Raw genomic sequence first — 21,762 nt, forward strand, 5'->3', positions numbered from 1 at the left:
TACCATTATTGGTTAAATCTCTATATACCAGTGTAAAAGATATTATTTGTAGTTTATGGTTCTTCTTACGCTGATTTTTGTCGATTTTTCTGCTAAAAAAGAAAGGTTATGCAGTGTGTGTAACAATGAAGAAGAATGATTTCGTCTCATAATCATTCTCAATACATAGAGAGTGATACATTTTTAAAGTAACACATTGCCCGAGAAACGACTAATCTGTGAAGATAATGTTAAGTATTATTAATACATAAGGTGATTCATTTTTCACGTTTATTTAATATTGCGAATGGAAAGGGTAGACCTTTTTAATATTAATAAAACTAAATCGTTCGCGAGATGATTTTTGGCGATCAGATTAATCGCAATAATGCTTATAAATATAATGGTTTTAGGTTAAAATGATGCCCGAAAATGGTTCTGTCAGGAAAGCCGCGCTTTCTGTGTGGACTATTTGTTATTATTAGTTTGCTGTTATTACTCGTTTTTCTACTCCCGGTCAGCCATATGAATTGGCTGTATATGACGTGCACGCCATGTACGGCTAAGAATGTTGCAAAAAAATGTTTTTTCCTGAAAAGGATTAACAAGTATTCGCATGGTTTATATATTCAATAAGGAAGGGAGTATGCAGAATAAAGATGTTGAGTTTGTCTTGCTCCAGACTGTGAACTATAAACACCTGAACTTTTTGTCAAGTTGACCAGGGTGATAACTCTGCTGGATGCACATTAAAAAGGGAATTGCTTAAATCTTACGCGCACAGCATAAACCCGGGTAACTCCGAGTGAGAAACCCGTAAGTGAAAAATTATGATAAATGCAAATCGTCCGATACTGAATCTCGACCTCGATCTGCTGAGAACCTTCGTTGCGGTCGCTGATTTGAACACGTTTGCTGCGGCAGCAGCCGCAGTTTGTCGCACCCAGTCAGCTGTAAGTCAGCAAATGCAAAGACTGGAGCAGTTAGTAGGGAAGGAGCTTTTTGCCCGTCATGGTCGAAATAAGCTGTTAACCGAGCACGGTATTCAGTTACTGGGCTATGCAAGAAAGATCTTACGTTTCAATGATGAAGCATGTACATCGCTAATGTTTAGCAATTTACAGGGCGCGTTGACGATCGGCGCTTCGGATGAATCTGCCGACACTATTTTACCGTTCTTGCTTAATCGTATTAGTTCTGTTTATCCAAAGCTCGCCCTGGATGTGCGCGTCAAACGCAATCCCTTTGCCGGAGACAGGCTAAAAGAAGATGATGTCGATCTTGTCGTGACCACTAACCGGCCAGGTGAATACGATTGCCTGACGCTGCGGACTTCACCCACGCACTGGTACTGCTCTGCGGAGTTTGTATTGCAAAAAGGTGAGGCAGTGCCATTGGTCCTGTTAGATGAACCAAGCCCTTTTCGCGATATTGTGATTAATACGCTTAATGGAGCGGACATTCCGTGGCGTATCGCCTATGTGGCGTCCACCCTTTCAGCGGTAAAAGCGGCAGTGAAAGCCGGGCTTGGCATAACCGCACGGCCTGTAGAGATGATGAGTCCAGATTTACGGGTGTTGGGTAAATCAGATGGCTTACCTCTGCTGCCTGAGACTGAATATCTTCTTTGCTATAATCCGCTTAGCCAAAATGAGCTGGCGCAGGTGATTTTCGAGGCAATGGAGCACTATCAGAATCCATGGCATTACAGCAGTAGTGCTACCGAAGGGGGAGGGGATTCTCTGGTGATTGAGGGCGATTTTGGGTAACACTGACGCCAAAAACTGGTAACAAAATGTAAGTGTGAAAATAGGCCGCTGGCAGCAAAAATGCTGTCATCGGTTTATTTTTTGCACAAATTAATGCTATATGGTTCATTTCCTTTCTTAATAATTAAATAAATCAATTATTTAATTAACCCACCTGTCATATCATCTCTTTTGTTCTATAGTTTTTGGTAATGGACATTCATGTTAAAAAACTAGCTATTTTGTTGCCGTTTTTAGGAATGAATTAACAAAAGCGTGTCTCAGATCAAGAAAATACTCCCATAGAGGGGGAGGAATCCAGGCAAAATCCTGTCAAAATAAGAGGGTAATATTTGTAAAACTTCACAACGGACACGATTCAACACCCTGATTGTTTGCAGGCTTTTTTGAGGTTAAAGAAGAAAACGGCATTAAATGTTAATGAATTGCTGTCGATGTAAACTAATGTGAGGAAACTTTTGTTAAAGTTGACAAAAGGTTATAGAAAGGAGTAAAAACCCACATCGTTTGACCGACTTTGTCAAATTCGCACTGAACGTGTGGTTTTATTCCTCCCCATGAATCGATGTGGCGCCATCTGCCGAGAAGAGCAGAGGTATTAAGCGCTACCTTTTGAGTTAAGCAATGCGTATGTCAACATCCACTGAAATCATCGCTCATCATTGGGCATTCGCTATCTTTCTTATTGTCGCTATTGGCCTGTGCTGCCTGATGCTGGTCGGCGGCCGGTTTCTCGGTGGTCGGGCGCGTGCAAGACACAAAAACGTCCCGTTCGAGTCCGGTATCGATTCGGTAGGTTCAGCTCGCCTTCGTCTGTCTGCCAAGTTCTACCTGGTGGCCATGTTCTTCGTCATCTTCGACGTTGAAGCGCTCTATTTATATGCATGGTCAACCTCCATTCGTGAGAGTGGTTGGGTTGGTTTTGTCGAAGCTGCAATTTTCATTTTAGTGCTGCTGGCAGGTCTTGTTTACCTGGTGCGAATTGGTGCGCTGGACTGGACGCCTGCGCGTTCACGCCGCGAACGACTCAATCCGGAAACCGACAGCTACACTAATCGTCAACGCTAACCGCGAGGCAATAAGATGGATTATACGCTCACCCGCATAGATCCTAACGGTGAGAACGACCGTTACCCCCTGCAAAAACAGGAGATCGTAACCGACCCTCTTGAGCAGGAAGTGAATAAAACGGTGTTCATGGGCAAACTCCATGACCTGGTTAACTGGGGCCGTAAAAACTCAATCTGGCCTTATAACTTTGGCCTCTCCTGCTGCTACGTTGAGATGGTAACGTCATTCACTGCGGTGCATGACGTTGCGCGTTTCGGGGCTGAGGTGTTACGTGCTTCACCACGTCAGGCCGACCTGATGGTTATCGCGGGCACGCCGTTCACTAAAATGGCGCCTGTTATCCAGCGTCTGTATGACCAGATGCTTGAGCCCAAATGGGTCATTTCCATGGGCGCGTGCGCCAACTCCGGCGGTATGTACGACATCTATTCTGTGGTGCAGGGCGTCGATAAATTCATCCCGGTGGACGTATACATCCCCGGCTGCCCGCCGCGTCCGGAAGCCTATATGCAGGCCCTGATGCTGTTGCAGGAATCCATTGGTAAAGAACGCCGCCCGCTGTCGTGGGTCGTTGGCGATCAAGGCGTATATCGCGCCAATATGCAATCAGAGCGCGAGCGTAAACGCGGCGAACGTATTGCCGTCACGAATCTGCGTACACCTGACGAGATTTAATTTGCGCCTGTAGGTAATGGCAGACACTTCGCATTTTAATAATCAACTAACGCGGAGCCATACCTGACAGTCACCACGGACCTTTTGCAATGGTGAACAATATGACTGACTTAACTGCGCAAGAAGCCACATGGCAGACCCGCGATCACCTTGATGATCCGGTCATTGGCGAGCTGCGCAACCGTTTTGGGCCGGATGCCTTTACCGTTCAGGCTACCCGCACCGGGGTGCCCGTTGTTTGGGTGAAGCGCGAACAGTTACTGGAAGTAGGCGATTTCTTAAAGAAACTGCCTAAACCTTACGTCATGCTGTTTGATTTACACGGCATGGATGAACGTTTACGTACACACCGCGCAGGTTTGCCCGCCGCGGATTTCTCCGTTTTCTATCACCTGATTTCCATTGAGCGCAATCGCGATATCATGCTCAAGGTGGCGTTATCTGAAAACGATCTGCGTGTACCGACTTTCACCAAACTTTTCCCGAACGCGAACTGGTATGAGCGCGAAACCTGGGAAATGTTCGGTATTGATATTGAAGGCCACCCGCATCTGACGCGCATTATGATGCCGCAGACGTGGACAGGTCACCCGCTGCGTAAAGATTATCCGGCGCGTGCGACTGAATTCGATCCGTTTGAGCTGACGAAAGCGAAACAGGATCTGGAGATGGAAGCGCTAACTTTCAAACCGGAAGACTGGGGTATGAAGCGCGGTACCGATAATGAGGACTTTATGTTCCTCAACCTCGGTCCGAACCACCCGTCGGCGCACGGTGCATTCCGTATTATCCTTCAGCTTGATGGCGAAGAGATTGTCGACTGCGTACCGGATATCGGTTACCACCACCGTGGCGCCGAGAAGATGGGCGAACGTCAATCCTGGCACAGCTACATTCCGTATACCGACCGTATCGAGTATCTCGGTGGCTGCGTAAACGAAATGCCTTACGTGCTGGCGGTGGAAAAACTGGCCGGTATTACCGTGCCGGATCGCGTGAATGTGATTCGCGTGATGCTCTCCGAACTGTTCCGTATCAACAGCCATCTGCTGTACATCTCGACGTTTATTCAGGACGTCGGTGCCATGACCCCGGTCTTTTTCGCCTTTACCGATCGCCAGAAAATCTACGATCTGGTGGAAGCGATCACCGGTTTCCGTATGCACCCGGCCTGGTTCCGTATCGGCGGTGTGGCACACGATCTGCCGCGTGGCTGGGATCGTCTGCTGCGTGAATTCCTCGACTGGATGCCGAAGCGTCTGGCCTCTTACGAGAAAGCCGCGCTGCGTAACACCATTCTGAAAGGTCGTTCCCAGGGCGTGGCCGCGTATGGCGCGAAAGAAGCGCTGGAGTGGGGCACCACGGGCGCAGGCCTGCGCGCTACCGGGATTGATTTCGACGTGCGTAAAGCGCGTCCTTACTCTGGCTATGAAAACTTCGACTTTGAAGTGCCGGTTGGCGGCGGTATTTCCGACTGCTACACCCGCGTGATGCTGAAAGTGGAAGAGCTGCGCCAGAGTCTGCGCATCCTTGAGCAGTGCCTCAACAACATGCCGGAAGGCCCGTTCAAAGCCGATCACCCGCTGACGACACCGCCGCCGAAAGAGCGCACGCTGCAACATATCGAAACCCTGATCACCCACTTCCTGCAGGTTTCCTGGGGCCCGGTTATGCCGGCGCAGGAGTCCTTCCAGATGATTGAAGCGACCAAGGGTATTAACAGTTACTACCTGACCAGTGATGGCAGCACGATGAGCTACCGTACCCGCGTACGTACGCCAAGTTTTGCTCACCTGCAGCAGATCCCGTCCGCCATCCGGGGCAGTCTGGTCTCCGACCTGATTGTGTATCTGGGTAGTATCGATTTTGTTATGTCAGATGTGGACCGCTAATTATGCACGAGAATCAATTACCAGAAACCGAGGCTTTTGAGCTGAGTGCGGCAGAGCGTGAAGCCATTGAGCACGAGATGCACCACTACGAAGATCCGCGTGCTGCGTCCATTGAAGCGCTGAAAATCGTTCAGAAACAGCGTGGCTGGGTGCCGGACGGTGCGATTTATGCCATCGCTGATGTGCTGGGTATCCCGGCGAGTGATGTGGAAGGGGTGGCGACATTCTATAGCCAAATCTTCCGCCAGCCGGTGGGCCGTCATGTGATCCGCTATTGCGACAGCGTGGTATGTCATATCACCGGTTATCAGGGCATTCAGTCTGCGATTGAAAGCCATCTGAAAATCAAACCGGGCCAGACTACTTTCGATGGTCGTTTTACCTTGCTGCCAACCTGTTGTCTGGGTAACTGCGACAAAGGGCCGAACATGATGATTGATGAGGACACTCATGCACATCTGACCCCCGAAGGCATTCCCGAATTACTGGAGCGGTATAAATGAAAAACGTTATCCGTACTCCCGAAACGCATCCGTTGACCTGGCGTCTGCGTGATGACAAGCAGCCTGTGTGGCTGGAAGAATATCAAAGCAAAAATGGTTATGCTGGCGCGCGGCGTGCGCTGACCGGCATGGCGCCGGATGAAATCGTCAATGCGGTCAAAGACTCCGGTCTGAAAGGCCGTGGTGGCGCTGGCTTCTCTACGGGTCTTAAGTGGAGCCTGATGCCGAAAGACGAATCCATGAACATCCGTTACCTGCTGTGTAACGCCGATGAAATGGAGCCGGGGACTTATAAAGACCGTTTACTGATGGAGCAACTGCCGCATCTGCTGGTGGAAGGCATGCTTATTTCCGCGTTTGCGCTGAAAGCGTACCGTGGCTACATCTTCCTGCGCGGTGAATATATTGAAGCGGCGGTGCATCTGCGCCGCGCGATTGCTGAGGCGACCGAAGCGGGTCTGCTCGGTAAAAATATCCTCGGCAGCGGGTTCGATTTCGAACTGTTCGTGCACACCGGCGCAGGGCGTTATATCTGCGGTGAAGAGACCGCGCTGATTAACTCCCTCGAAGGCCGCCGCGCCAACCCACGCTCCAAGCCGCCGTTCCCGGCGAGTTCCGGCGTGTGGGGCAAACCGACTTGCGTAAATAACGTCGAAACCCTGTGTAACGTCCCGGCGATCCTCGCTAACGGCGTTGAGTGGTACCAGAACATTTCGAAGAGCAAAGACGCCGGCACCAAACTGATGGGCTTCTCAGGTCGTGTGAAGAATCCAGGCCTGTGGGAATTGCCGTTTGGCACCACTGCTCGCGAGATCCTGGAGGATTACGCGGGCGGTATGCGCGATGGCCTGAAATTCAAAGCCTGGCAGCCGGGCGGGGCAGGGACGGACTTCCTGACCGAAGCGCACCTGGATCTGCCGATGGAATTCGAAAGCATTGGTAAAGCGGGTAGCCGTCTGGGTACAGCGCTGGCAATGGCGGTGGACCACGAAATTGGCATGGTTTCGCTGGTGCGTAACCTGGAAGAGTTTTTCGCCCGTGAATCTTGCGGCTGGTGTACGCCTTGCCGTGACGGTTTGCCGTGGAGCGTGAAAATTCTGCGCGCGTTAGAGCGTGGCGAAGGCCAGCCAGGGGATATCGAGACACTTGAGCAACTGTGTCGTTTCCTCGGACCGGGTAAAACCTTCTGTGCGCATGCGCCAGGCGCGGTAGAACCGCTGCAGAGCGCAATTAAATACTTCCGCGAAGAATTCGAGGCAGGCATTAAGCAACAGTTCAGCAATACCCAGGCTATTCAAGGGATTCAGCCGAACCTGCTTAAAACGCGCTGGTGAGTTAAATTTCTAATTTGGAAGCACGCTAATGGCTACGATTCATGTAGACGGCAAAGAATACGAGGTTAACGGAGCGGACAACCTGTTACAGGCATGTCTCTCTATGGGCCTTGATATTCCTTATTTTTGCTGGCATCCGGCGCTGGGCAGCGTGGGTGCGTGCCGCCAGTGTGCGGTGAAGCAATATCAAAACGCGGAAGACACGCGTGGTCGCCTGGTGATGTCCTGTATGACTCCGGCATCCGATGGCACCTTTATTTCTATCGACGATGAAGAAGCGAAGCAGTTCCGTGAAAGCGTTGTAGAGTGGCTGATGACCAACCACCCGCACGACTGCCCGGTCTGTGAAGAGGGCGGCAACTGCCACCTGCAGGATATGACCGTGATGACGGGTCATAGCTTCCGTCGCTACCGTTTCACCAAACGTACTCACCGTAATCAGGATTTGGGGCCGTTCATCTCTCATGAAATGAACCGTTGCATCGCCTGCTACCGCTGCGTGCGTTACTACAAAGACTACGCAGACGGTGCGGATCTTGGCGTTTATGGCGCCCATGACAACGTCTACTTCGGTCGTCCGGAAGATGGCACGCTTGAAAGCGAATTCTCCGGGAACCTGGTGGAAATCTGTCCGACCGGTGTCTTCACCGATAAAACCCACTCCGAGCGTTACAACCGTAAGTGGGACATGCAGTTTGCGCCAAGCATCTGCCAGCAGTGCTCGCTGGGTTGTAATACGAGCCCGGGTGAGCGTTACGGTGAACTGCGTCGTATCGAAAACCGTTATAACGGGACCGTTAACCACTACTTCCTCTGCGACCGTGGTCGTTTTGGCTATGGCTATGTGAACCTGAAAGACCGTCCGCGTCAGCCAGTCCAGCGCCGTGGCAATGATCTGATCACCCTCAACGCCGAGCAGGCGATGCAAGGGGCTGCTGATATTTTGCGCCAGTCGAAGAAAGTGATCGGTATTGGCTCCCCGCGTGCCAGCGTCGAAAGCAACTTTGCGCTGCGTGAGCTGGTAGGGGCAGAAAACTTCTATACCGGCATCGCTAGCGGTGAGCAGGAACGTTTGCAGTTAATGCTTAACGTGCTGCGTGAGGGCGGTATTCGTACCCCAGCGTTGCGCGAAATTGAATCTTACGATGCGGTACTGGTGCTGGGCGAAGACATTACCCAGACTGGTGCGCGTGTCGCACTGGCGGTCCGTCAGGCGGTGAAAGGGAAAGCGCGTGAAATGGCGGCAGCGCAGAAAGTGGCTGACTGGCAGATTGCGGCAATTCTCAACATTGGTCAGCGCGCCAAACACCCATTGTTTGTCACCAACGTGGACGATACCCGTCTGGACGATATCGCCGCGTGGACCTACCGCGCGCCGGTTGAAGATCAGGCCCGTTTAGGTTTTGCTATTGCCCATGCGCTGGATGAGGCTTCTCCCGCTGTCGACGGTCTGAGCAACGACCTGCGTGGCAAGGTTGATGTTATCGTTCAGGCGCTGGCTGGGGCGAAAAAACCGCTGATCATTTCCGGTACCAATACCGGCAGCGCGGCGGTGATTCAGGCTGCTGCTAACGTGGCGAAAGCGCTGAAAGGCCGCGGTGCTGATGTTGGTATCACCATGATTGCCCGTTCGACCAACAGCGTCGGCCTGGGGATGATGGGGGGCGGTTCGCTGGATGACGCACTGACCGAACTGGAAACCGGCGCTGCGGATGCGGTTATCGTGCTGGAAAACGATCTGCATCGTCATGCTGCGGCCAGTCGCGTAAATGCCGCGCTGGATAAAGCGCCGCTGGTGCTGGTTATTGACCATCAGCGTACGGCGATTATGGACCATGCGCATCTGGTGCTGTCTGCGGCTAGCTTCGCAGAAAGCGACGGTACGGTTATCAACAACGAAGGACGCGCCCAGCGCTTCTTCCAGGTCTATGACCCGGCCTACTACGACAGCAAGACGATTATGCTGGAAAGCTGGCGCTGGCTGCACTCCCTGCACAGCACCGTACAGAGCCGTGAAGTGGACTGGACGCAGCTTGACCATGTTATCGACGCTGTGGTTGAAAAAATGCCGCAGTTTGCCGGTATCAAAGACGCCGCACCGGATGCCAGCTTCCGTATCCGTGGTCAGAAACTGGCACGTGAGCCGCACCGCTATAGTGGTCGTACGGCAATGCGCGCCAATATCAGCGTTCATGAACCGCGCCAGCCACAGGATAAAGACACCATGTTCGCCTTCTCGATGGAAGGGAACAACCAGCCATCCGCACCGCGTTCACAAATTCCGTTTGCATGGGCACCGGGCTGGAACTCCCCGCAGGCATGGAACAAGTTCCAGGCTGAGGTGGGCGGTTCTCTGCGCCACGGCGATCCGGGTGTGCGGTTGATTGAAGCCTCGGCTACCGGCCTGGATTACTTCACTTCCGTTCCGGCAGGTTTTGAACCGCAGGACGGTCAGTGGCGGATTGCGCCTTACTACCATCTGTTCGGCAGCGATGAACTGTCTCAGCGTTCTCCTGTCTTCCAGAGCCGTATGCCGGAGCCGTATATCAAACTCAACCCGGCGGATGCCGCGAAGTTGGGAGTGAATGCGGGCGCGTATATTTCGTTCAGCTACGACGGTCAGACTATCAGCCTGCCGCTGCAGCTTTCCGAAGGGCTGACGGCAGGGCAGGTAGGGTTGCCGATGGGCATGCCAGGCATTGCGCCGGTACTGGCCGGAGCACGTCTTGAAAATCTGCAGGAGGCGAAAGCATGAGTTGGTTAACACCGGATGTTATCGACATTCTGTTAGGTATCATCAAGGCTGTCGTGATCCTGCTGGTGGTCGTCACCTGCGGCGCGCTCATGAGTTTTGGCGAACGTCGTCTGCTCGGTCTGTTCCAGAACCGCTACGGACCGAACCGCGTAGGCTGGGGTGGTTCACTGCAGATCGTCGCGGACATGATCAAGATGTTCTTTAAAGAGGACTGGATCCCGAAATTCACCGACCGGGTTATCTTCACTCTTGCGCCGATGATCGCTTTTACCTCTCTGCTGTTGGCCTTCGCCATTGTCCCGGTGAGTCCGGGTTGGGTGGTGGCGGATCTGAACATCGGGATTTTGTTTTTCCTGATGATGGCAGGTCTGGCGGTCTACGCAGTGTTGTTCGCTGGCTGGTCCAGTAACAACAAATACTCTCTGCTCGGCGCGATGCGTGCTTCTGCGCAGACGCTGAGTTACGAAGTGTTTCTTGGGCTTTCGCTGATGGGCGTGGTGGCGCAGGCGGGTTCATTCAACATGACCGACATCGTCAACAACCAGGCTGATATCTGGAACGTTATCCCGCAGTTCTTCGGTTTTATTACCTTTGCTATCGCGGGCGTGGCGGTGTGTCACCGTCATCCGTTTGACCAGCCAGAAGCCGAGCAGGAACTGGCCGATGGTTACCACATTGAATATTCCGGTATGAAGTTCGGTCTGTTCTTTGTGGGGGAATACATCGGTATCGTGACCATCTCTGCACTGATGGTGACGTTGTTCTTTGGTGGCTGGCATGGCCCGTTCTTACCGCCATTCATCTGGTTCGCGATTAAAACCGCGTTTTTTATGATGATGTTCATTTTGATTCGCGCAGCGTTACCCCGTCCACGTTATGACCAGGTAATGTCCTTCGGCTGGAAAGTATGTCTGCCGCTGACGCTTCTCAATCTGTTGGGTACGGCGGCTGTCATTCTCTGGCAAGCGCAATAAGGGGTGAAAAGACCATGACTTTAAAAGAATTACTCGTGGGCTTCGGCACCCAGGTGCGCAGTATCTGGATGATCGGCCTGCACGCGTTTGCAAAACGCGAGACCCGGATGTATCCGGAAGAGCCGGTATATCTGCCGCCGCGCTACCGTGGCCGTATCGTGCTGACGCGCGATCCGGACGGTTCCGAGCGCTGCGTGGCCTGTAACCTGTGTGCGGTAGCCTGTCCGGTAGGCTGTATCTCTCTGCAAAAAGCAGAGACGGTCGATGGCCGCTGGTACCCTGAGTTCTTCCGCATCAACTTCTCACGCTGCATTTTCTGCGGTCTGTGTGAAGAGGCGTGCCCAACGACTGCAATCCAGCTTACCCCGGACTTCGAACTGGGTGAGTATAAGCGCCAGGATCTGGTGTACGAAAAAGAGGATCTGCTGATCTCCGGTCCGGGTAAATATCCGGAATATAACTTCTACCGGATGGCAGGTATGGCAATCGACGGAAAAGATAAAGGCGAGGCGCAGAACGAAGCCAAACCTATCGACGTCAAGAGCCTGTTACCGTAAGGAGAGGGGCAATGGAGTTCGCTTTTTATATCTGTGGCCTGGTAGCCATCCTCGCGACACTACGGGTGATTACCCATACTAATCCGGTGCATGCGTTGCTGTACCTGATTGTGTCGCTGCTGGCAATTGCAGGTGTCTTCTTCTCGCTTGGCGCCTATTTTGCCGGTGCGCTGGAAATCATCGTTTACGCGGGTGCCATTATGGTGCTGTTCGTGTTTGTGGTGATGATGCTCAATCTGGGCGGCAGCGAAATCGAACAGGAGCGCCAGTGGCTGAGACCGCAAGTGTGGGTTGGCCCGGCGCTGTTGTCTGCCGTTCTGCTGGGCGTGATGATTTACGCTATTTCCGGCCTTAACGATCAGGGTATCGAAGGTGCGGCCATTACCGCGAAAGCGGTGGGTGTCACGCTGTTCGGGCCTTACGTTCTGGCGGTAGAACTGGCGTCAATGCTGCTGCTGGCGGGTCTGGTGGTCGCGTTCCATGTTGGTCGTGAAGACCGCATGGGTGAAGTGCTGAGCAATCGCACTGACGATCGCGCGAAAAGAAAAACGGAGGAGCATGCATGATCCCCTTAACACACGGACTGATCCTTGCCGCTGTCCTGTTTGTTCTCGGTCTTACTGGCCTGGTCATTCGCCGCAATCTGCTGTTTATGCTGATTGGTCTGGAGATCATGATCAACGCTGCTGCGCTGGCGTTTGTCGTCGCGGGTAGCTACTGGGGCCAGACTGACGGTCAGGTGATGTACATCCTCGCCATTAGCCTCGCGGCTGCCGAAGCGAGTATTGGCCTGGCGTTGCTGCTGCAACTCCATCGTCGCCGTCAGAATCTGAATATCGATTCAGTAAGTGAGATGCGTGGATGAACATGCTCGCCTTAACCATTATTTTTCCTCTGATTGGCTTTTTGCTGCTCTCTTTTTCACGTGGGCGCTGGTCGGAAAATCTGTCTGCCACCGTGGGGATCGGCTCTATCGGTTTATCTGCACTGGTAACGGCGATTGTCGGACTGGATTTTATCAATAACGGTCATCAGGGGTTCACCCAGCCGCTGTGGACCTGGATGTCCGTTGGTAATTTCAACATCAGCTTTAGTCTGGTGCTGGATGGCCTGTCGCTGACCATGCTCTCAGTGGTCACCGGGGTTGGCTTTCTGATCCATATGTTTGCCTCCTGGTATATGCGCGGTGAAGAGGGTTACTCCCGCTTCTTTGCTTACACCAACCTGTTTATCGCCAGCATGGTGGTTTTAGTGCTGGCGGATAACCTGCTGTTGATGTACCTCGGTTGGGAAGGCGTGGGTCTCTGTTCTTATCTGCTGATCGGTTTCTACTACACCGATCCGAAGAATGGTGCTGCCGCAATGAAAGCGTTTGTCGTAACCCGCGTGGGTGACGTCTTCCTCGCCTTTGCGCTGTTCATTCTTTATAACGAACTGGGCACGCTGAACTTCCGCGAAATGGTTGAGTTGGCACCGCAGCACTTCGCCAACGGCAGCACCATGCTGCAGTGGGCGACACTGATGTTGCTGGGTGGTGCGGTTGGTAAATCGGCACAGCTGCCGTTGCAAACCTGGCTGGCTGATGCGATGGCGGGTCCGACGCCTGTCTCTGCGCTGATCCATGCCGCAACGATGGTTACCGCGGGTGTCTACCTGATTGCGCGTACGCATGGCCTGTTCCTGTTAACGCCGGAAATCCTGCATCTGGTGGGGATTGTCGGGGCAGTAACCTTACTGCTGGCCGGTTTTGCCGCGCTGGTACAGACCGACATTAAACGCGTTCTCGCTTACTCCACCATGAGCCAGATTGGTTATATGTTTCTGGCGCTGGGCGTGCAGGCGTGGGATGCGGCGATTTTCCACCTGATGACGCACGCGTTCTTTAAAGCGCTGCTGTTCCTCTCGTCCGGCTCGGTAATTCTGGCCTGCCATCACGAGCAGAATATCTTCAAGATGGGCGGTCTGCGTAAGTCTATCCCGTTGGTTTACGTCTGCTTCCTGGTGGGTGGTGCTGCGTTGTCAGCCCTGCCGATGGTGACTGCGGGCTTCTTTAGTAAGGACGAGATTCTTGCGGGTGCCGTAGCGAACGGTCATATCAACCTGATGGTAGCGGGCCTTGTCGGCGCGTTTATGACCTCGCTGTATACGTTCCGTATGATTTTCATCGTTTTCCATGGCAAAGAACAAATTCACGCACATGCAGGGAAGGGGATTACCCACCATCTGCCGCTGATTGTGCTGCTGGTACTGTCCACGTTTGTTGGCGCGATGATTGTTCCGCCTCTGCATGGCGTACTGCCGGAAACCACCGAGCTTGCACACGGCAGCGTGGTCATGCTGGAAGTGGCGTCGGGTGTTGTGGCTATCGTCGGGATCCTGCTGGCTGCCTGGCTGTGGCTGGGTAAACGCACTCTGGTGACATCTATTGCAAACAGCGCTCCGGGCCGTCTGCTGGGCACCTGGTGGTACAACGCGTGGGGTTTCGACTGGCTGTACGATCGCGTTTTCGTCAAACCATTCCTCGGTGTGGCATGGCTGTTGAAACGCGATCCGCTGAATGCCTTGATGAACATCCCGGCGATTCTTTCCCGCTTTGCAGGCAAAGGTCTGCTGCTGAGCGAGAACGGTTATCTGCGCTGGTATGTGGCGTCGATGAGCATCGGTGCAGTGGTGATTCTGGCGCTGCTGATGGTATTGCGTTGAGTTGAGATAGCAGGGGGGCGGGTGGCGCTACGCTTACCCGACCTACGGTCTGCAGGCCCGGTAAGCATAGCGCCACCGGGCAAAAGACCCCGCAATCAAACGTGAATGTAGTCGAATTCGTTGAAAATCGGTCCCTGAGGGACTTTAACAAGGAATAAAAATCGCCATGTTACTACCCTGGCTAATATTAATTCCCTTCATTGGCGGCTTCCTGTGCTGGCAGACCGAACGCTTCGGCGTACGTGTGCCGCGCTGGATAGCGCTGGTAACCATGGGACTCACGCTGGCGCTTGGCCTGCAACTTTGGTTGCAGGGCGGCTATTCACTGACGCAATCCGCTGGCATTCCGCAGTGGCAATCTGAGTTTTTACTCCCATGGATCCCGCGTTTTGGCATCAATATCCATTTAGCGCTCGACGGTTTGTCTCTGCTGATGGTGGTGCTGACCGGTTTCCTCGGCGTGTTGGCGGTACTGTGCTCCTGGCGTGAAATCGAAAAATACCAGGGCTTTTTCCACCTGAACCTGATGTGGATCCTGGGCGGCGTTATCGGCGTGTTCCTGGCCATCGACATGTTCCTGTTCTTTTTCTTCTGGGAAATGATGCTGGTGCCGATGTACTTCCTGATCGCGCTCTGGGGCCACAAAGCCTCCGACGGGAAGACGCGCATCACCGCTGCGACCAAATTCTTCATCTATACCCAGGCAAGTGGTCTGGTGATGTTGATTGCGATTCTGGCGCTGGTACTGGTGCATCATAACGCGACGGGCGTCTGGACTTTCAACTATGAAGACCTGCTGAAAACGCCAATGTCTGCTGGCGTTGAATACCTGCTGATGCTGGGCTTCTTTATCGCGTTTGCGGTGAAAATGCCGGTGGTTCCGTTGCATGGCTGGCTGCCAGATGCCCACTCTCAGGCGCCGACCGCTGGTTCCGTCGACCTGGCGGGCATCTTGCTGAAAACCGCGGCCTATGGTCTGCTGCGTTTCGCACTGCCGCTGTTCCCGAACGCCTCTGCCGAGTTTGCGCCGATTGCCATGTGGCTGGGTGTGATTGGTATCTTCTACGGCGCGTGGATGGCTTTCACGCAGTACGATATCAAGCGTCTGATCGCCTATACCTCCGTTTCGCACATGGGCTTCGTGCTGATTGCCATCTACACCGGCAGCCAACTGGCCTATCAGGGCGCGGTTATTCAGATGATTGCCCACGGTCTTTCCGCCGCCGGTCTCTTCATCCTGTGCGGTCAGTTGTACGAACGTCTGCATACCCGTGATATGCGTATGATGGGTGGTTTGTGGGGCAAAATTAAATGGTTGCCAGCCCTGTCGATGTTCTTCGCAGTTGCCACCCTGGGGATGCCTGGCACCGGTAACTTCGTCGGCGAATTTATGATTTTGTTCGGCAGCTACCAGGTTGTTCCGGTGATTACCGTTATTTCGACCTTTGGCCTGGTGTTTGCGTCCGTTTACTCACTGGCGATGCTGCATCGCGCTTACTTCGGTAAAGCCAAAAGCGAGCTGGCCAGTAAAGCGTTACCAGGGATGTCACTGCGCGAGCTGTTGATGATTTTGTCGCTGGTTGTACTTCTGGTACTGCTTGGCTTCTATCCGCAGCCGATTCTGGATACCTCGCATTCCGCGATGAGTAATATCCAGCAGTGGTTTGTTAATTCTGTTTCTACTACAAGGCCGTAAATCGCCATGACAATAACTCCACAACAACTGATTGCGCTGCTACCGCTGCTGATCGTCGGATTGACGGTGGTGGTTGTGATGCTCTCCATTGCGTGGCGACGCAACCATTTCTTCAATGCCACGCTCTCGGTTATTGGTCTGAACGTCGCTCTGCTGTCGCTCTGGTTTGTTGGCCAGGCGGGCGCAATGGACGTGACGCCATTAATGCGTGTCGACGGTTACGCCATGCTGTATACCGGCCTGGTGCTACTGGCGAGCCTTGCCACCTGTACGTTTGCATACCCCTGGCTTGAAGGCTACAACGACAACAAAGAAGAGTTCTATTTACTGGTGCTGATAGCCGCGCTGGGCGGAATTCTACTGGCGAACGCCAACCATATGGCCGCACTGTTCCTCGGTATCGAGCTTATCTCTTTACCGCTGTTCGGGCTCATTGGTTACGCTTTCCGTCAGAAACGTTCGCTGGAAGCCAGTATCAAGTACACCATCCTGTCTGCCGCAGCCTCGTCTTTCCTGCTGTTCGGCATAGCGCTGGTTTATGCACAGTCAGGCAACTTGTCCTTCGTTGCGCTGGGCAAGAGCATTGCCGGGGATGTGCTGCATGAACCGCTGTTGCTGACCGGTCTGGGTCTGATGATTGTTGGCCTTGGCTTTAAATTGTCTCTGGTACCGTTCCACCTGTGGACGCCGGACGTCTATCAGGGGGCGCCAGCGCCAGTTTCGACCTTCCTGGCGACGGCGAGCAAGATTGCTATCTTTGGCGTCGTGATGCGTCTGTTCCTGTACGCACCGGTAGGTCAAAGCGAAGCCATCCGCGTCGTACTGGGTCTGATCGCCTTTGTCTCCATCATCTTCGGTAACCTGATGGCGCTGAGCCAGACCAATATTAAACGTCTGCTCGGTTACTCTTCCATTTCCCATCTGGGTTATCTGCTGGTGGCGCTGATTGCGCTGCAAAGCGGTGAGATGTCGATGGAAACGGTGGGGGTCTACCTGGCCGGTTATCTGTTCAGCAGCCTTGGTGCGTTCGGCGTGGTGAGCCTGATGTCCAGCCCGTATCGCGGTCCGGATGCAGAATCCCTGTTCTCCTATCGCGGCCTGTTCTGGCACCGTCCGATTCTGTCAGCGGTAATGACGGTGATGATGCTGTCGCTGGCAGGTATCCCAATGACGCTGGGCTTTATCGGTAAGTTCTACGTACTGGCCGTGGGCGTGCAGGCACACCTGTGGTGGTTGACGGCGGCCGTGGTTCTGGGCTCTGCCATTGGTCTTTACTATTATCTGCGTGTCGCGGTAAGCCTCTACCTGAGTGCACCGCAACAGCTTAATCGTGATGCGCCGAGTAACTGGCAGTACAGCGCCGGTGGTGTCGTGGTACTGATCTCCGCGTTGCTGGTTCTGCTGCTCGGTATCTATCCGCAGCCGCTGATTTCGCTGGTACAACTGGCAAGGCCGCTAATGTAAGGCCTTACCGCTAATAAAAAACCGCCGAATCGGCGGTTTTTTTATATCTGAAAGAAAAACGGTGAAATTATTTTGCCAGTAGTGGCCTGGACATGATTTTTTGTCCACTGACCAGCGGCCCGGTGATATGACTCGCAGAGCGCTCAAGCACTTCTTGAATGACCGACGACAGCTCGTTAATTTCGAATTTCGCCACATAACCATCGGCCTGCACTTTACGCACATGGTCTTCGTTGGCGCTACCGGAGAGTGAGGAGTGAATCACTACCGGAATATGTTTAAGGCGCGGGTCGCTCTTGATCAAACGGGTCAGGGTGAAACCGTCCATTTCTGGCATTTCCAGGTCCGTCAGTACCATCGAAATCTTATCGCTGATAGGGACGCCCTCGGCATCTGCCTGTTGGCTGAGCACCTGAATACGCTCCCAGGCATCTTTACCAGTAATGTGCATCGTATTGGGGATCTGCATGGCCTGCAGCCCTTTATCCAGCATCGCTCGCGCCACTTTGGAATCTTCTGCCACAATCGCCACGGCGCCGGGTTTGATATTGAATTTCTTATCCGGAAGATGGTTACCGTGCAGATCGTGATCCGCCGGTGAGATGTCGTAAAGGATCTGCTCAACATCTAACACCATCGCCAGATTGTTACTGTCTTTGTCTTCATCAAGACAGGCAATGCTGGTGATATACTGGCCGTTAATGGCCTTCTCTGCCGTATGAACCTGTTTCCAGTCCAGACGAATAATGTTCTCCACCGACTCCACCGCAAACGCCTGCACGCTACGGGCATATTCTGTAATTAACAAAATATTGAGGCCAGTCTCAGGCTTACAGCCTGCAACAGCGGAGAGATCAATAACCGGGATCACCTGATCGCGAATGTTCACCATCCCCATTAACGGCGGTTTCATCCCGGCAGGACGGGTAAACGTCGGCATCGGAACGATTTCACGCAATTTAAAAACATTTATGCCGAAAAGTTCTGATTTCTCGTTCTTCATCGAGGCACCAAGACGAAACAGCAACAGCTCAAAACGGTTAGACAGGGTAAGATTCGCCCTGTCATCAATATCTTTCTGGAAATTATCCATGGTGCCCTCAATGTGAAATGGCTGCGGTAAGACAGTTATCGGCACATTGCGGAAAAAGTAGAGTGCGCAATATCACATCATAGCGTAATGGTATAAAAATCTTTTGCGAGGGTGGTATGCGCAAAGATTGTACGGCATTCAGTCAGTAAATGCTGACTTCCTTCGGCGTCATAGCGGGAACTGACGTGGGTAATAACGAGTCTACCTGCGCCTGCATCCCGCGCCAGTTGTGCTGCCTGATGCGTTGAGCTGTGCCCACGGCTGTTTGCTTTTTCCTCCATGGCGTACTCCAGCGTGGCCTCATGGACCATTATGTCGACACCCTGAGCTAATTGCAGCGCTGCAGGGCAGGGGGCGGTGTCGCCAAAAATGGCCAGTTTTTTTCCGGGTATTGCCGGGGCGAGGAAATCCTCACCGTGAACAATACGACCATCTGGCAGGGTCACCGTTTCGCCGCTTTTGAGGCGCTGGAAAAGCGGGCCGGGCGTTATGCCAAGGGCAATTAGGGCCTGTGCATCCAGGGCTCCCGCTTTGTCATGCTCCTCAATGCGATAGCCATAACATTCCACCGGATGGTTTAGTGCGAAAGCGGTGACGCGGCGTAAACCGTCATCCACCACCAGCCCCTCACTGACCTCTTCAATCGTCAGAGGATAGTCGGTCCACGATCCGCTCAGACGCAGGCTGGTCTCCACAAATTCGCGAATACCTTTCGGCCCATAAATCGTCAGCGGCTGCGCATTGCCCGCCATTGAACGGCTGCAGAGCAGTCCTGGCAGACCAAAAAGGTGATCGCCATGCAGGTGGGTGATAAAAATACGATCCAGTTTGCCGGGATTAAACGACGTTCGCAGCAACTGATGCTGTGTCCCTTCGCCACAGTCAAATAACCACAGACCAGCCTGTGTCGGATGCTGCAAATTGAGCAATATCGCGGTCACATTACGCGTGCGCGTCGGCACGCCCGCAGAGGTGCCAAGAAAAATCAGTTCCACAATGCATTACGCCCTTTGCGTTAATGGCAAAGCATTTAGTATAACGAGGTCACACCAAATAAGGAGCACATCATGATTCGCTGGCAGGACCTGCACCATTCTGAATTGACCGTCACTGATCTTTACGCTGTGCTTAAGTTGCGCTGTGAAGTTTTTATTGTTGAACAAACCTGTCCGTATCTTGATGTCGATGGCGATGACCTGGTCGGTCAAAACCGCCATCTGCTCGGCTGGAAAGAGAATCAGCTGGTGGCTTATGCGAGGATTCTGAAAAGTGAAGACGATCTGGAGCCTGTTGTAATAGGTCGGGTGATTGTCAGTGAGCAGGTTCGCGGTGAAAAACTAGGGTACCAATTGATGGAACGAGCGGTAGCTTCCTGCCTGCAACACTGGCCGCAGCACGCGCTGTATCTGGGCGCGCAGGCCCATTTGCAACATTTTTATGCCCGCTTTGGTTTTGTTCCGGTGACTGATATCTATGACGAAGATGGCATCTTGCACATTGGAATGGCGCGGGAAGTGCGCCAGGCGTAACCAGCGGTGATTGTCTATAGTTAGCGGACAGGTACATAACATGGAGAAAACCGATGTCTAATCAATTTTATGATTCACGTATCGATGATGACCTGGCCCTGCTGAGCGAGACGCTGGAAGAAGTGTTACGCTCCTCAGGCGATCCCGCTGACCAGAAATATATTGAGCTAAAAGCGCGCGCAGAACAGGCGCTACATGAAGTGAAAAACCGCGTCAGTAGCGCTTCTGATACCTATTATTATCGGGCGAAAAAAGCGGTTTACCGCGCGGATGATTATGTGCACGAAAACCCCTGGCACGGTATTGGTGTAGGGGCTTCTGTAGGTCTTGTCTTAGGGTTGCTGCTGGCCCGTCGTTAATAAAAATCCCCTCCCTAAACGGGGGTACTGCTAATTTTCGCAGTCACCCCGTATACTAAGCGTTTTTGAGCGGGAGGGGGTTGCGTGCATTCCATTTCAGTTGCGCTGGAGCAATTACGCGAGAAATTAGCTGGCATTGATGCCAACTCACCTGGATTCTACGTCTTTGATGTTGCCTTTGCCCTCAATGATGCTTTCGACCCACTGACTTTTTTAGCCAGTCAGTCCTGCTTCCCACAATTCTACTGGCAACAACGTAGCGGTGAAGATGAGGCTGCTGCGTTGGGCCAGGTGCTGCGTTTTACCTCACTGGCAGAAGCCCGGCATTTCCTCGACGACAATCCCGAATATGACCTGCGTATCTGGGGGCTCAATGCGTTTGTCTCTCAACAAGGCGAGCTGTTCCTGCCGCGTCTCGAATGGCGCCGGGAAGGGGGACGGGCATTCTTACGCCTTATTGTCATAAATGACGCCGCACAACGCGGCGATGCTCAGCAGGCTCGTGCATTTATTGATGCCCTGGTGCGGGCGAAATCACTGCCAGATGTGCAGATGGAACTGGTCTCGCAGCAACACTGTCCGGAACAATCGGGCTGGGAAGCGCTGGTCACTCAGGCCACGCAGGCGATTGCGCGCGGTGAGATGGATAAGGTCGTACTCGCGCGCGCCACGGATTACCGTTTCTCGCAACCGGTGAATGCTGCTGCCCTTATGGCGGCAAGCCGTCGCCTTAACCATCATTGTTTTCACTATTTTATCGCTTTCGACCCGCACAATGCGTTCCTGGGATCGTCTCCCGAACGCCTGTGGCGCAGAAGGGGGACATCATTGCGTACCGAAGCCCTGGCAGGGACTGTCGCTAATGACACAGATGATACCCGGGCTGCCGAGTTGGGTAACTGGTTAATGAATGACGACAAAAACCAGCGCGAGAATATGCTGGTTGTTGAGGATATCTGTCAGCGGTTACAGCGCGCAGCGGCTACGCTGGATGTGTTGCCGCCGCAAATTGTTCGACTGCGTAAAGTGCAACATCTACGGCGCTGTATCTGGACCGAGATGCGTCATAAAGATGATGCGGAGTGTTTAACGTTGCTCCAGCCAACTGCGGCGGTAGCGGGCCTGCCCCGCCAGGCGGCGCGTGCCTTTATAACGCAATATGAACCCTTTGCGCGTGAATGGTATGCCGGTTCGGCGGGTTACTTGTCGCTCAAACAAAGCGAGTTCTGTGTCGCATTACGCTGTGCAAAAATCAGTGGTACAACTGTGCGTTTATACGCGGGTGCAGGGATCGTGGCAGGTTCCGACCCGACAATGGAATGGCAGGAAATCGAAAATAAAGCGGCGGGATTGCGTTCACTATTGATAATGAAACACGCATAACCGACCCATATCAAAAATCTATTCTT

19 protein-coding genes are annotated in these 21,762 nt (G+C 53.1%); 17 read left to right on the top strand and 2 right to left on the bottom strand.

All coding sequences use genetic code 11. From position 1 onward, the window contains the following. Nucleotides 1–809 precede the first annotated feature (809 nt). The 14 genes from lrhA (at nucleotide 810) to nuoN (ending at nucleotide 17,372) form a co-directional block, all read left to right on the top strand. A complete protein-coding gene (lrhA, locus tag L2097_RS01520) occupies nucleotides 810–1,748 on the top strand; it encodes a transcriptional regulator LrhA (RefSeq protein ID WP_047369452.1) in 939 nt (312 codons plus the stop codon). A 624-nt stretch (nucleotides 1,749–2,372) separates the two neighbouring features. Next, entirely contained in the window at nucleotides 2,373–2,816 is a 444-nt protein-coding gene (nuoA, locus tag L2097_RS01525) for an NADH-quinone oxidoreductase subunit NuoA (RefSeq protein WP_039079879.1), read from the top strand. A 15-nt stretch (nucleotides 2,817–2,831) separates the two neighbouring features. Further along, nucleotides 2,832–3,494 (top strand): NADH-quinone oxidoreductase subunit NuoB, encoded by a 663-nt coding sequence (nuoB, locus tag L2097_RS01530; protein ID WP_039079880.1) that lies wholly within the window; start codon nucleotides 2,832–2,834, stop codon nucleotides 3,492–3,494. 89 nt (nucleotides 3,495–3,583) lie between these two features. Beyond that, entirely contained in the window at nucleotides 3,584–5,386 is a 1,803-nt protein-coding gene (nuoC, locus tag L2097_RS01535; RefSeq protein ID WP_250351990.1) for an NADH-quinone oxidoreductase subunit C/D, read from the top strand. Nucleotides 5,387–5,388: 2 nt separating this feature from the next. Next, nucleotides 5,389–5,889: an NADH-quinone oxidoreductase subunit NuoE gene (gene nuoE, locus L2097_RS01540; protein WP_039079881.1), complete on the top strand. Its 501-nt coding sequence runs from the start codon at nucleotides 5,389–5,391 to the stop codon at nucleotides 5,887–5,889. Next, nucleotides 5,886–7,223 carry an NADH-quinone oxidoreductase subunit NuoF gene (gene nuoF, locus L2097_RS01545; protein WP_047369453.1) on the top strand — a complete coding sequence of 446 codons (1,338 nt, stop codon included), beginning with the start codon at nucleotides 5,886–5,888 and terminating at the stop codon, nucleotides 7,221–7,223. Before nuoE ends, nuoF begins: the two co-directional genes overlap by 4 nt. A gap of 28 nt (nucleotides 7,224–7,251) precedes the next feature. Then, entirely contained in the window at nucleotides 7,252–9,978 is a 2,727-nt protein-coding gene (gene nuoG, locus L2097_RS01550) for an NADH-quinone oxidoreductase subunit NuoG (RefSeq protein WP_250351991.1), read from the top strand. Further along, nucleotides 9,975–10,952 carry an NADH-quinone oxidoreductase subunit NuoH gene (gene nuoH / locus L2097_RS01555; RefSeq protein ID WP_039079884.1) on the top strand — a complete coding sequence of 326 codons (978 nt, stop codon included), beginning with the start codon at nucleotides 9,975–9,977 and terminating at the stop codon, nucleotides 10,950–10,952. Before nuoG ends, nuoH begins: the two co-directional genes overlap by 4 nt. A gap of 14 nt (nucleotides 10,953–10,966) precedes the next feature. Further along, nucleotides 10,967–11,509 (top strand): NADH-quinone oxidoreductase subunit NuoI, encoded by a 543-nt coding sequence (gene nuoI / locus L2097_RS01560; RefSeq protein ID WP_047369456.1) that lies wholly within the window; start codon nucleotides 10,967–10,969, stop codon nucleotides 11,507–11,509. Between the two features lie 11 nt (nucleotides 11,510–11,520). Next, entirely contained in the window at nucleotides 11,521–12,075 is a 555-nt protein-coding gene (nuoJ, locus tag L2097_RS01565) for an NADH-quinone oxidoreductase subunit J (RefSeq protein WP_047369457.1), read from the top strand. Further along, on the top strand, nucleotides 12,072–12,374 hold the full coding sequence (gene nuoK / locus L2097_RS01570; protein WP_047369458.1) for an NADH-quinone oxidoreductase subunit NuoK: 303 nt from the start codon (nucleotides 12,072–12,074) through the stop codon (nucleotides 12,372–12,374). The genes nuoJ and nuoK overlap by 4 nt, the downstream gene beginning before the upstream one ends. Further along, complete coding sequence (gene nuoL / locus L2097_RS01575) at nucleotides 12,371–14,212, top strand: NADH-quinone oxidoreductase subunit L (RefSeq protein ID WP_250351992.1); 1,842 nt, start codon at nucleotides 12,371–12,373, stop codon at nucleotides 14,210–14,212. Before nuoK ends, nuoL begins: the two co-directional genes overlap by 4 nt. Before the next feature lie 166 nt (nucleotides 14,213–14,378). Further along, a complete protein-coding gene (gene nuoM, locus L2097_RS01580; protein WP_085005385.1) occupies nucleotides 14,379–15,908 on the top strand; it encodes an NADH-quinone oxidoreductase subunit M in 1,530 nt (509 codons plus the stop codon). 6 nt (nucleotides 15,909–15,914) lie between these two features. Then, a complete protein-coding gene (gene nuoN, locus L2097_RS01585) occupies nucleotides 15,915–17,372 on the top strand; it encodes an NADH-quinone oxidoreductase subunit NuoN (RefSeq protein ID WP_047369461.1) in 1,458 nt (485 codons plus the stop codon). 67 nt (nucleotides 17,373–17,439) lie between these two features. On the opposite strand, the gene L2097_RS01590 is transcribed toward nuoN, so the two are convergent. Together L2097_RS01590 and rbn are read right to left on the bottom strand one after the other, a co-directional pair. Continuing rightward, a complete protein-coding gene (locus L2097_RS01590) occupies nucleotides 17,440–18,465 on the bottom strand; it encodes a chemotaxis protein (protein WP_039079898.1) in 1,026 nt (341 codons plus the stop codon). Nucleotides 18,466–18,542: 77 nt separating this feature from the next. After that, nucleotides 18,543–19,460, bottom strand: coding sequence for a ribonuclease BN (gene rbn / locus L2097_RS01595; RefSeq protein ID WP_047369462.1), 918 nt, complete (start codon nucleotides 19,458–19,460; stop codon nucleotides 18,543–18,545). Between the two features lie 72 nt (nucleotides 19,461–19,532). Between rbn and L2097_RS01600 the strand changes: the two genes are divergently transcribed. The 3 genes from L2097_RS01600 to menF all read left to right on the top strand — a co-directional run bounded on the left by L2097_RS01600 (nucleotide 19,533) and on the right by menF (nucleotide 21,736). Next, the gene (locus L2097_RS01600) at nucleotides 19,533–19,994 is read left to right on the top strand and encodes a GNAT family N-acetyltransferase (protein WP_047369463.1); all 462 of its coding nucleotides are present in this window, start codon (nucleotides 19,533–19,535) and stop codon (nucleotides 19,992–19,994) included. 53 nt (nucleotides 19,995–20,047) lie between these two features. After that, nucleotides 20,048–20,353 (top strand): stress response protein ElaB, encoded by a 306-nt coding sequence (gene elaB / locus L2097_RS01605; RefSeq protein ID WP_039079901.1) that lies wholly within the window; start codon nucleotides 20,048–20,050, stop codon nucleotides 20,351–20,353. Between the two features lie 84 nt (nucleotides 20,354–20,437). After that, a complete protein-coding gene (gene menF / locus L2097_RS01610; RefSeq protein ID WP_502799284.1) occupies nucleotides 20,438–21,736 on the top strand; it encodes an isochorismate synthase MenF in 1,299 nt (432 codons plus the stop codon). Nucleotides 21,737–21,762 lie beyond the last annotated feature (26 nt).

The sequence above is a fragment of the Citrobacter sp. MNAZ 1397 genome (genome assembly GCF_023613995.1).
GTDB lineage: Bacteria > Pseudomonadota > Gammaproteobacteria > Enterobacterales > Enterobacteriaceae > Phytobacter > Phytobacter ursingii.

Bases quoted from the DNA above. Each gene is read 5' to 3' on its own strand.
- nuoK (WP_047369458.1), top strand. From the start codon at position 12,072: ATGATCCCCTTAACACACGGACTGATCCTTGCCGCTGTCCTGTTTGTT.
- nuoC (WP_250351990.1), top strand. From the start codon at position 3,584: ATGGTGAACAATATGACTGACTTAACTGCGCAAGAAGCCACATGGCAG.
- elaB (WP_039079901.1), top strand. From the start codon at position 20,048: ATGTCTAATCAATTTTATGATTCACGTATCGATGATGACCTGGCCCTG.
- nuoA (WP_039079879.1), top strand. From the start codon at position 2,373: ATGCGTATGTCAACATCCACTGAAATCATCGCTCATCATTGGGCATTC.
- nuoI (WP_047369456.1), top strand. From the start codon at position 10,967: ATGACTTTAAAAGAATTACTCGTGGGCTTCGGCACCCAGGTGCGCAGT.
- nuoM (WP_085005385.1), top strand. From the start codon at position 14,379: ATGTTACTACCCTGGCTAATATTAATTCCCTTCATTGGCGGCTTCCTG.
- nuoH (WP_039079884.1), top strand. From the start codon at position 9,975: ATGAGTTGGTTAACACCGGATGTTATCGACATTCTGTTAGGTATCATC.
- nuoB (WP_039079880.1), top strand. From the start codon at position 2,832: ATGGATTATACGCTCACCCGCATAGATCCTAACGGTGAGAACGACCGT.
- nuoN (WP_047369461.1), top strand. From the start codon at position 15,915: ATGACAATAACTCCACAACAACTGATTGCGCTGCTACCGCTGCTGATC.
- nuoF (WP_047369453.1), top strand. From the start codon at position 5,886: ATGAAAAACGTTATCCGTACTCCCGAAACGCATCCGTTGACCTGGCGT.
- L2097_RS01600 (WP_047369463.1), top strand. From the start codon at position 19,533: ATGATTCGCTGGCAGGACCTGCACCATTCTGAATTGACCGTCACTGAT.
- nuoE (WP_039079881.1), top strand. From the start codon at position 5,389: ATGCACGAGAATCAATTACCAGAAACCGAGGCTTTTGAGCTGAGTGCG.
- lrhA (WP_047369452.1), top strand. From the start codon at position 810: ATGATAAATGCAAATCGTCCGATACTGAATCTCGACCTCGATCTGCTG.
- nuoL (WP_250351992.1), top strand. From the start codon at position 12,371: ATGAACATGCTCGCCTTAACCATTATTTTTCCTCTGATTGGCTTTTTG.
- L2097_RS01590 (WP_039079898.1), bottom strand. From the start codon at position 18,465: ATGGATAATTTCCAGAAAGATATTGATGACAGGGCGAATCTTACCCTG.
- nuoG (WP_250351991.1), top strand. From the start codon at position 7,252: ATGGCTACGATTCATGTAGACGGCAAAGAATACGAGGTTAACGGAGCG.
- nuoJ (WP_047369457.1), top strand. From the start codon at position 11,521: ATGGAGTTCGCTTTTTATATCTGTGGCCTGGTAGCCATCCTCGCGACA.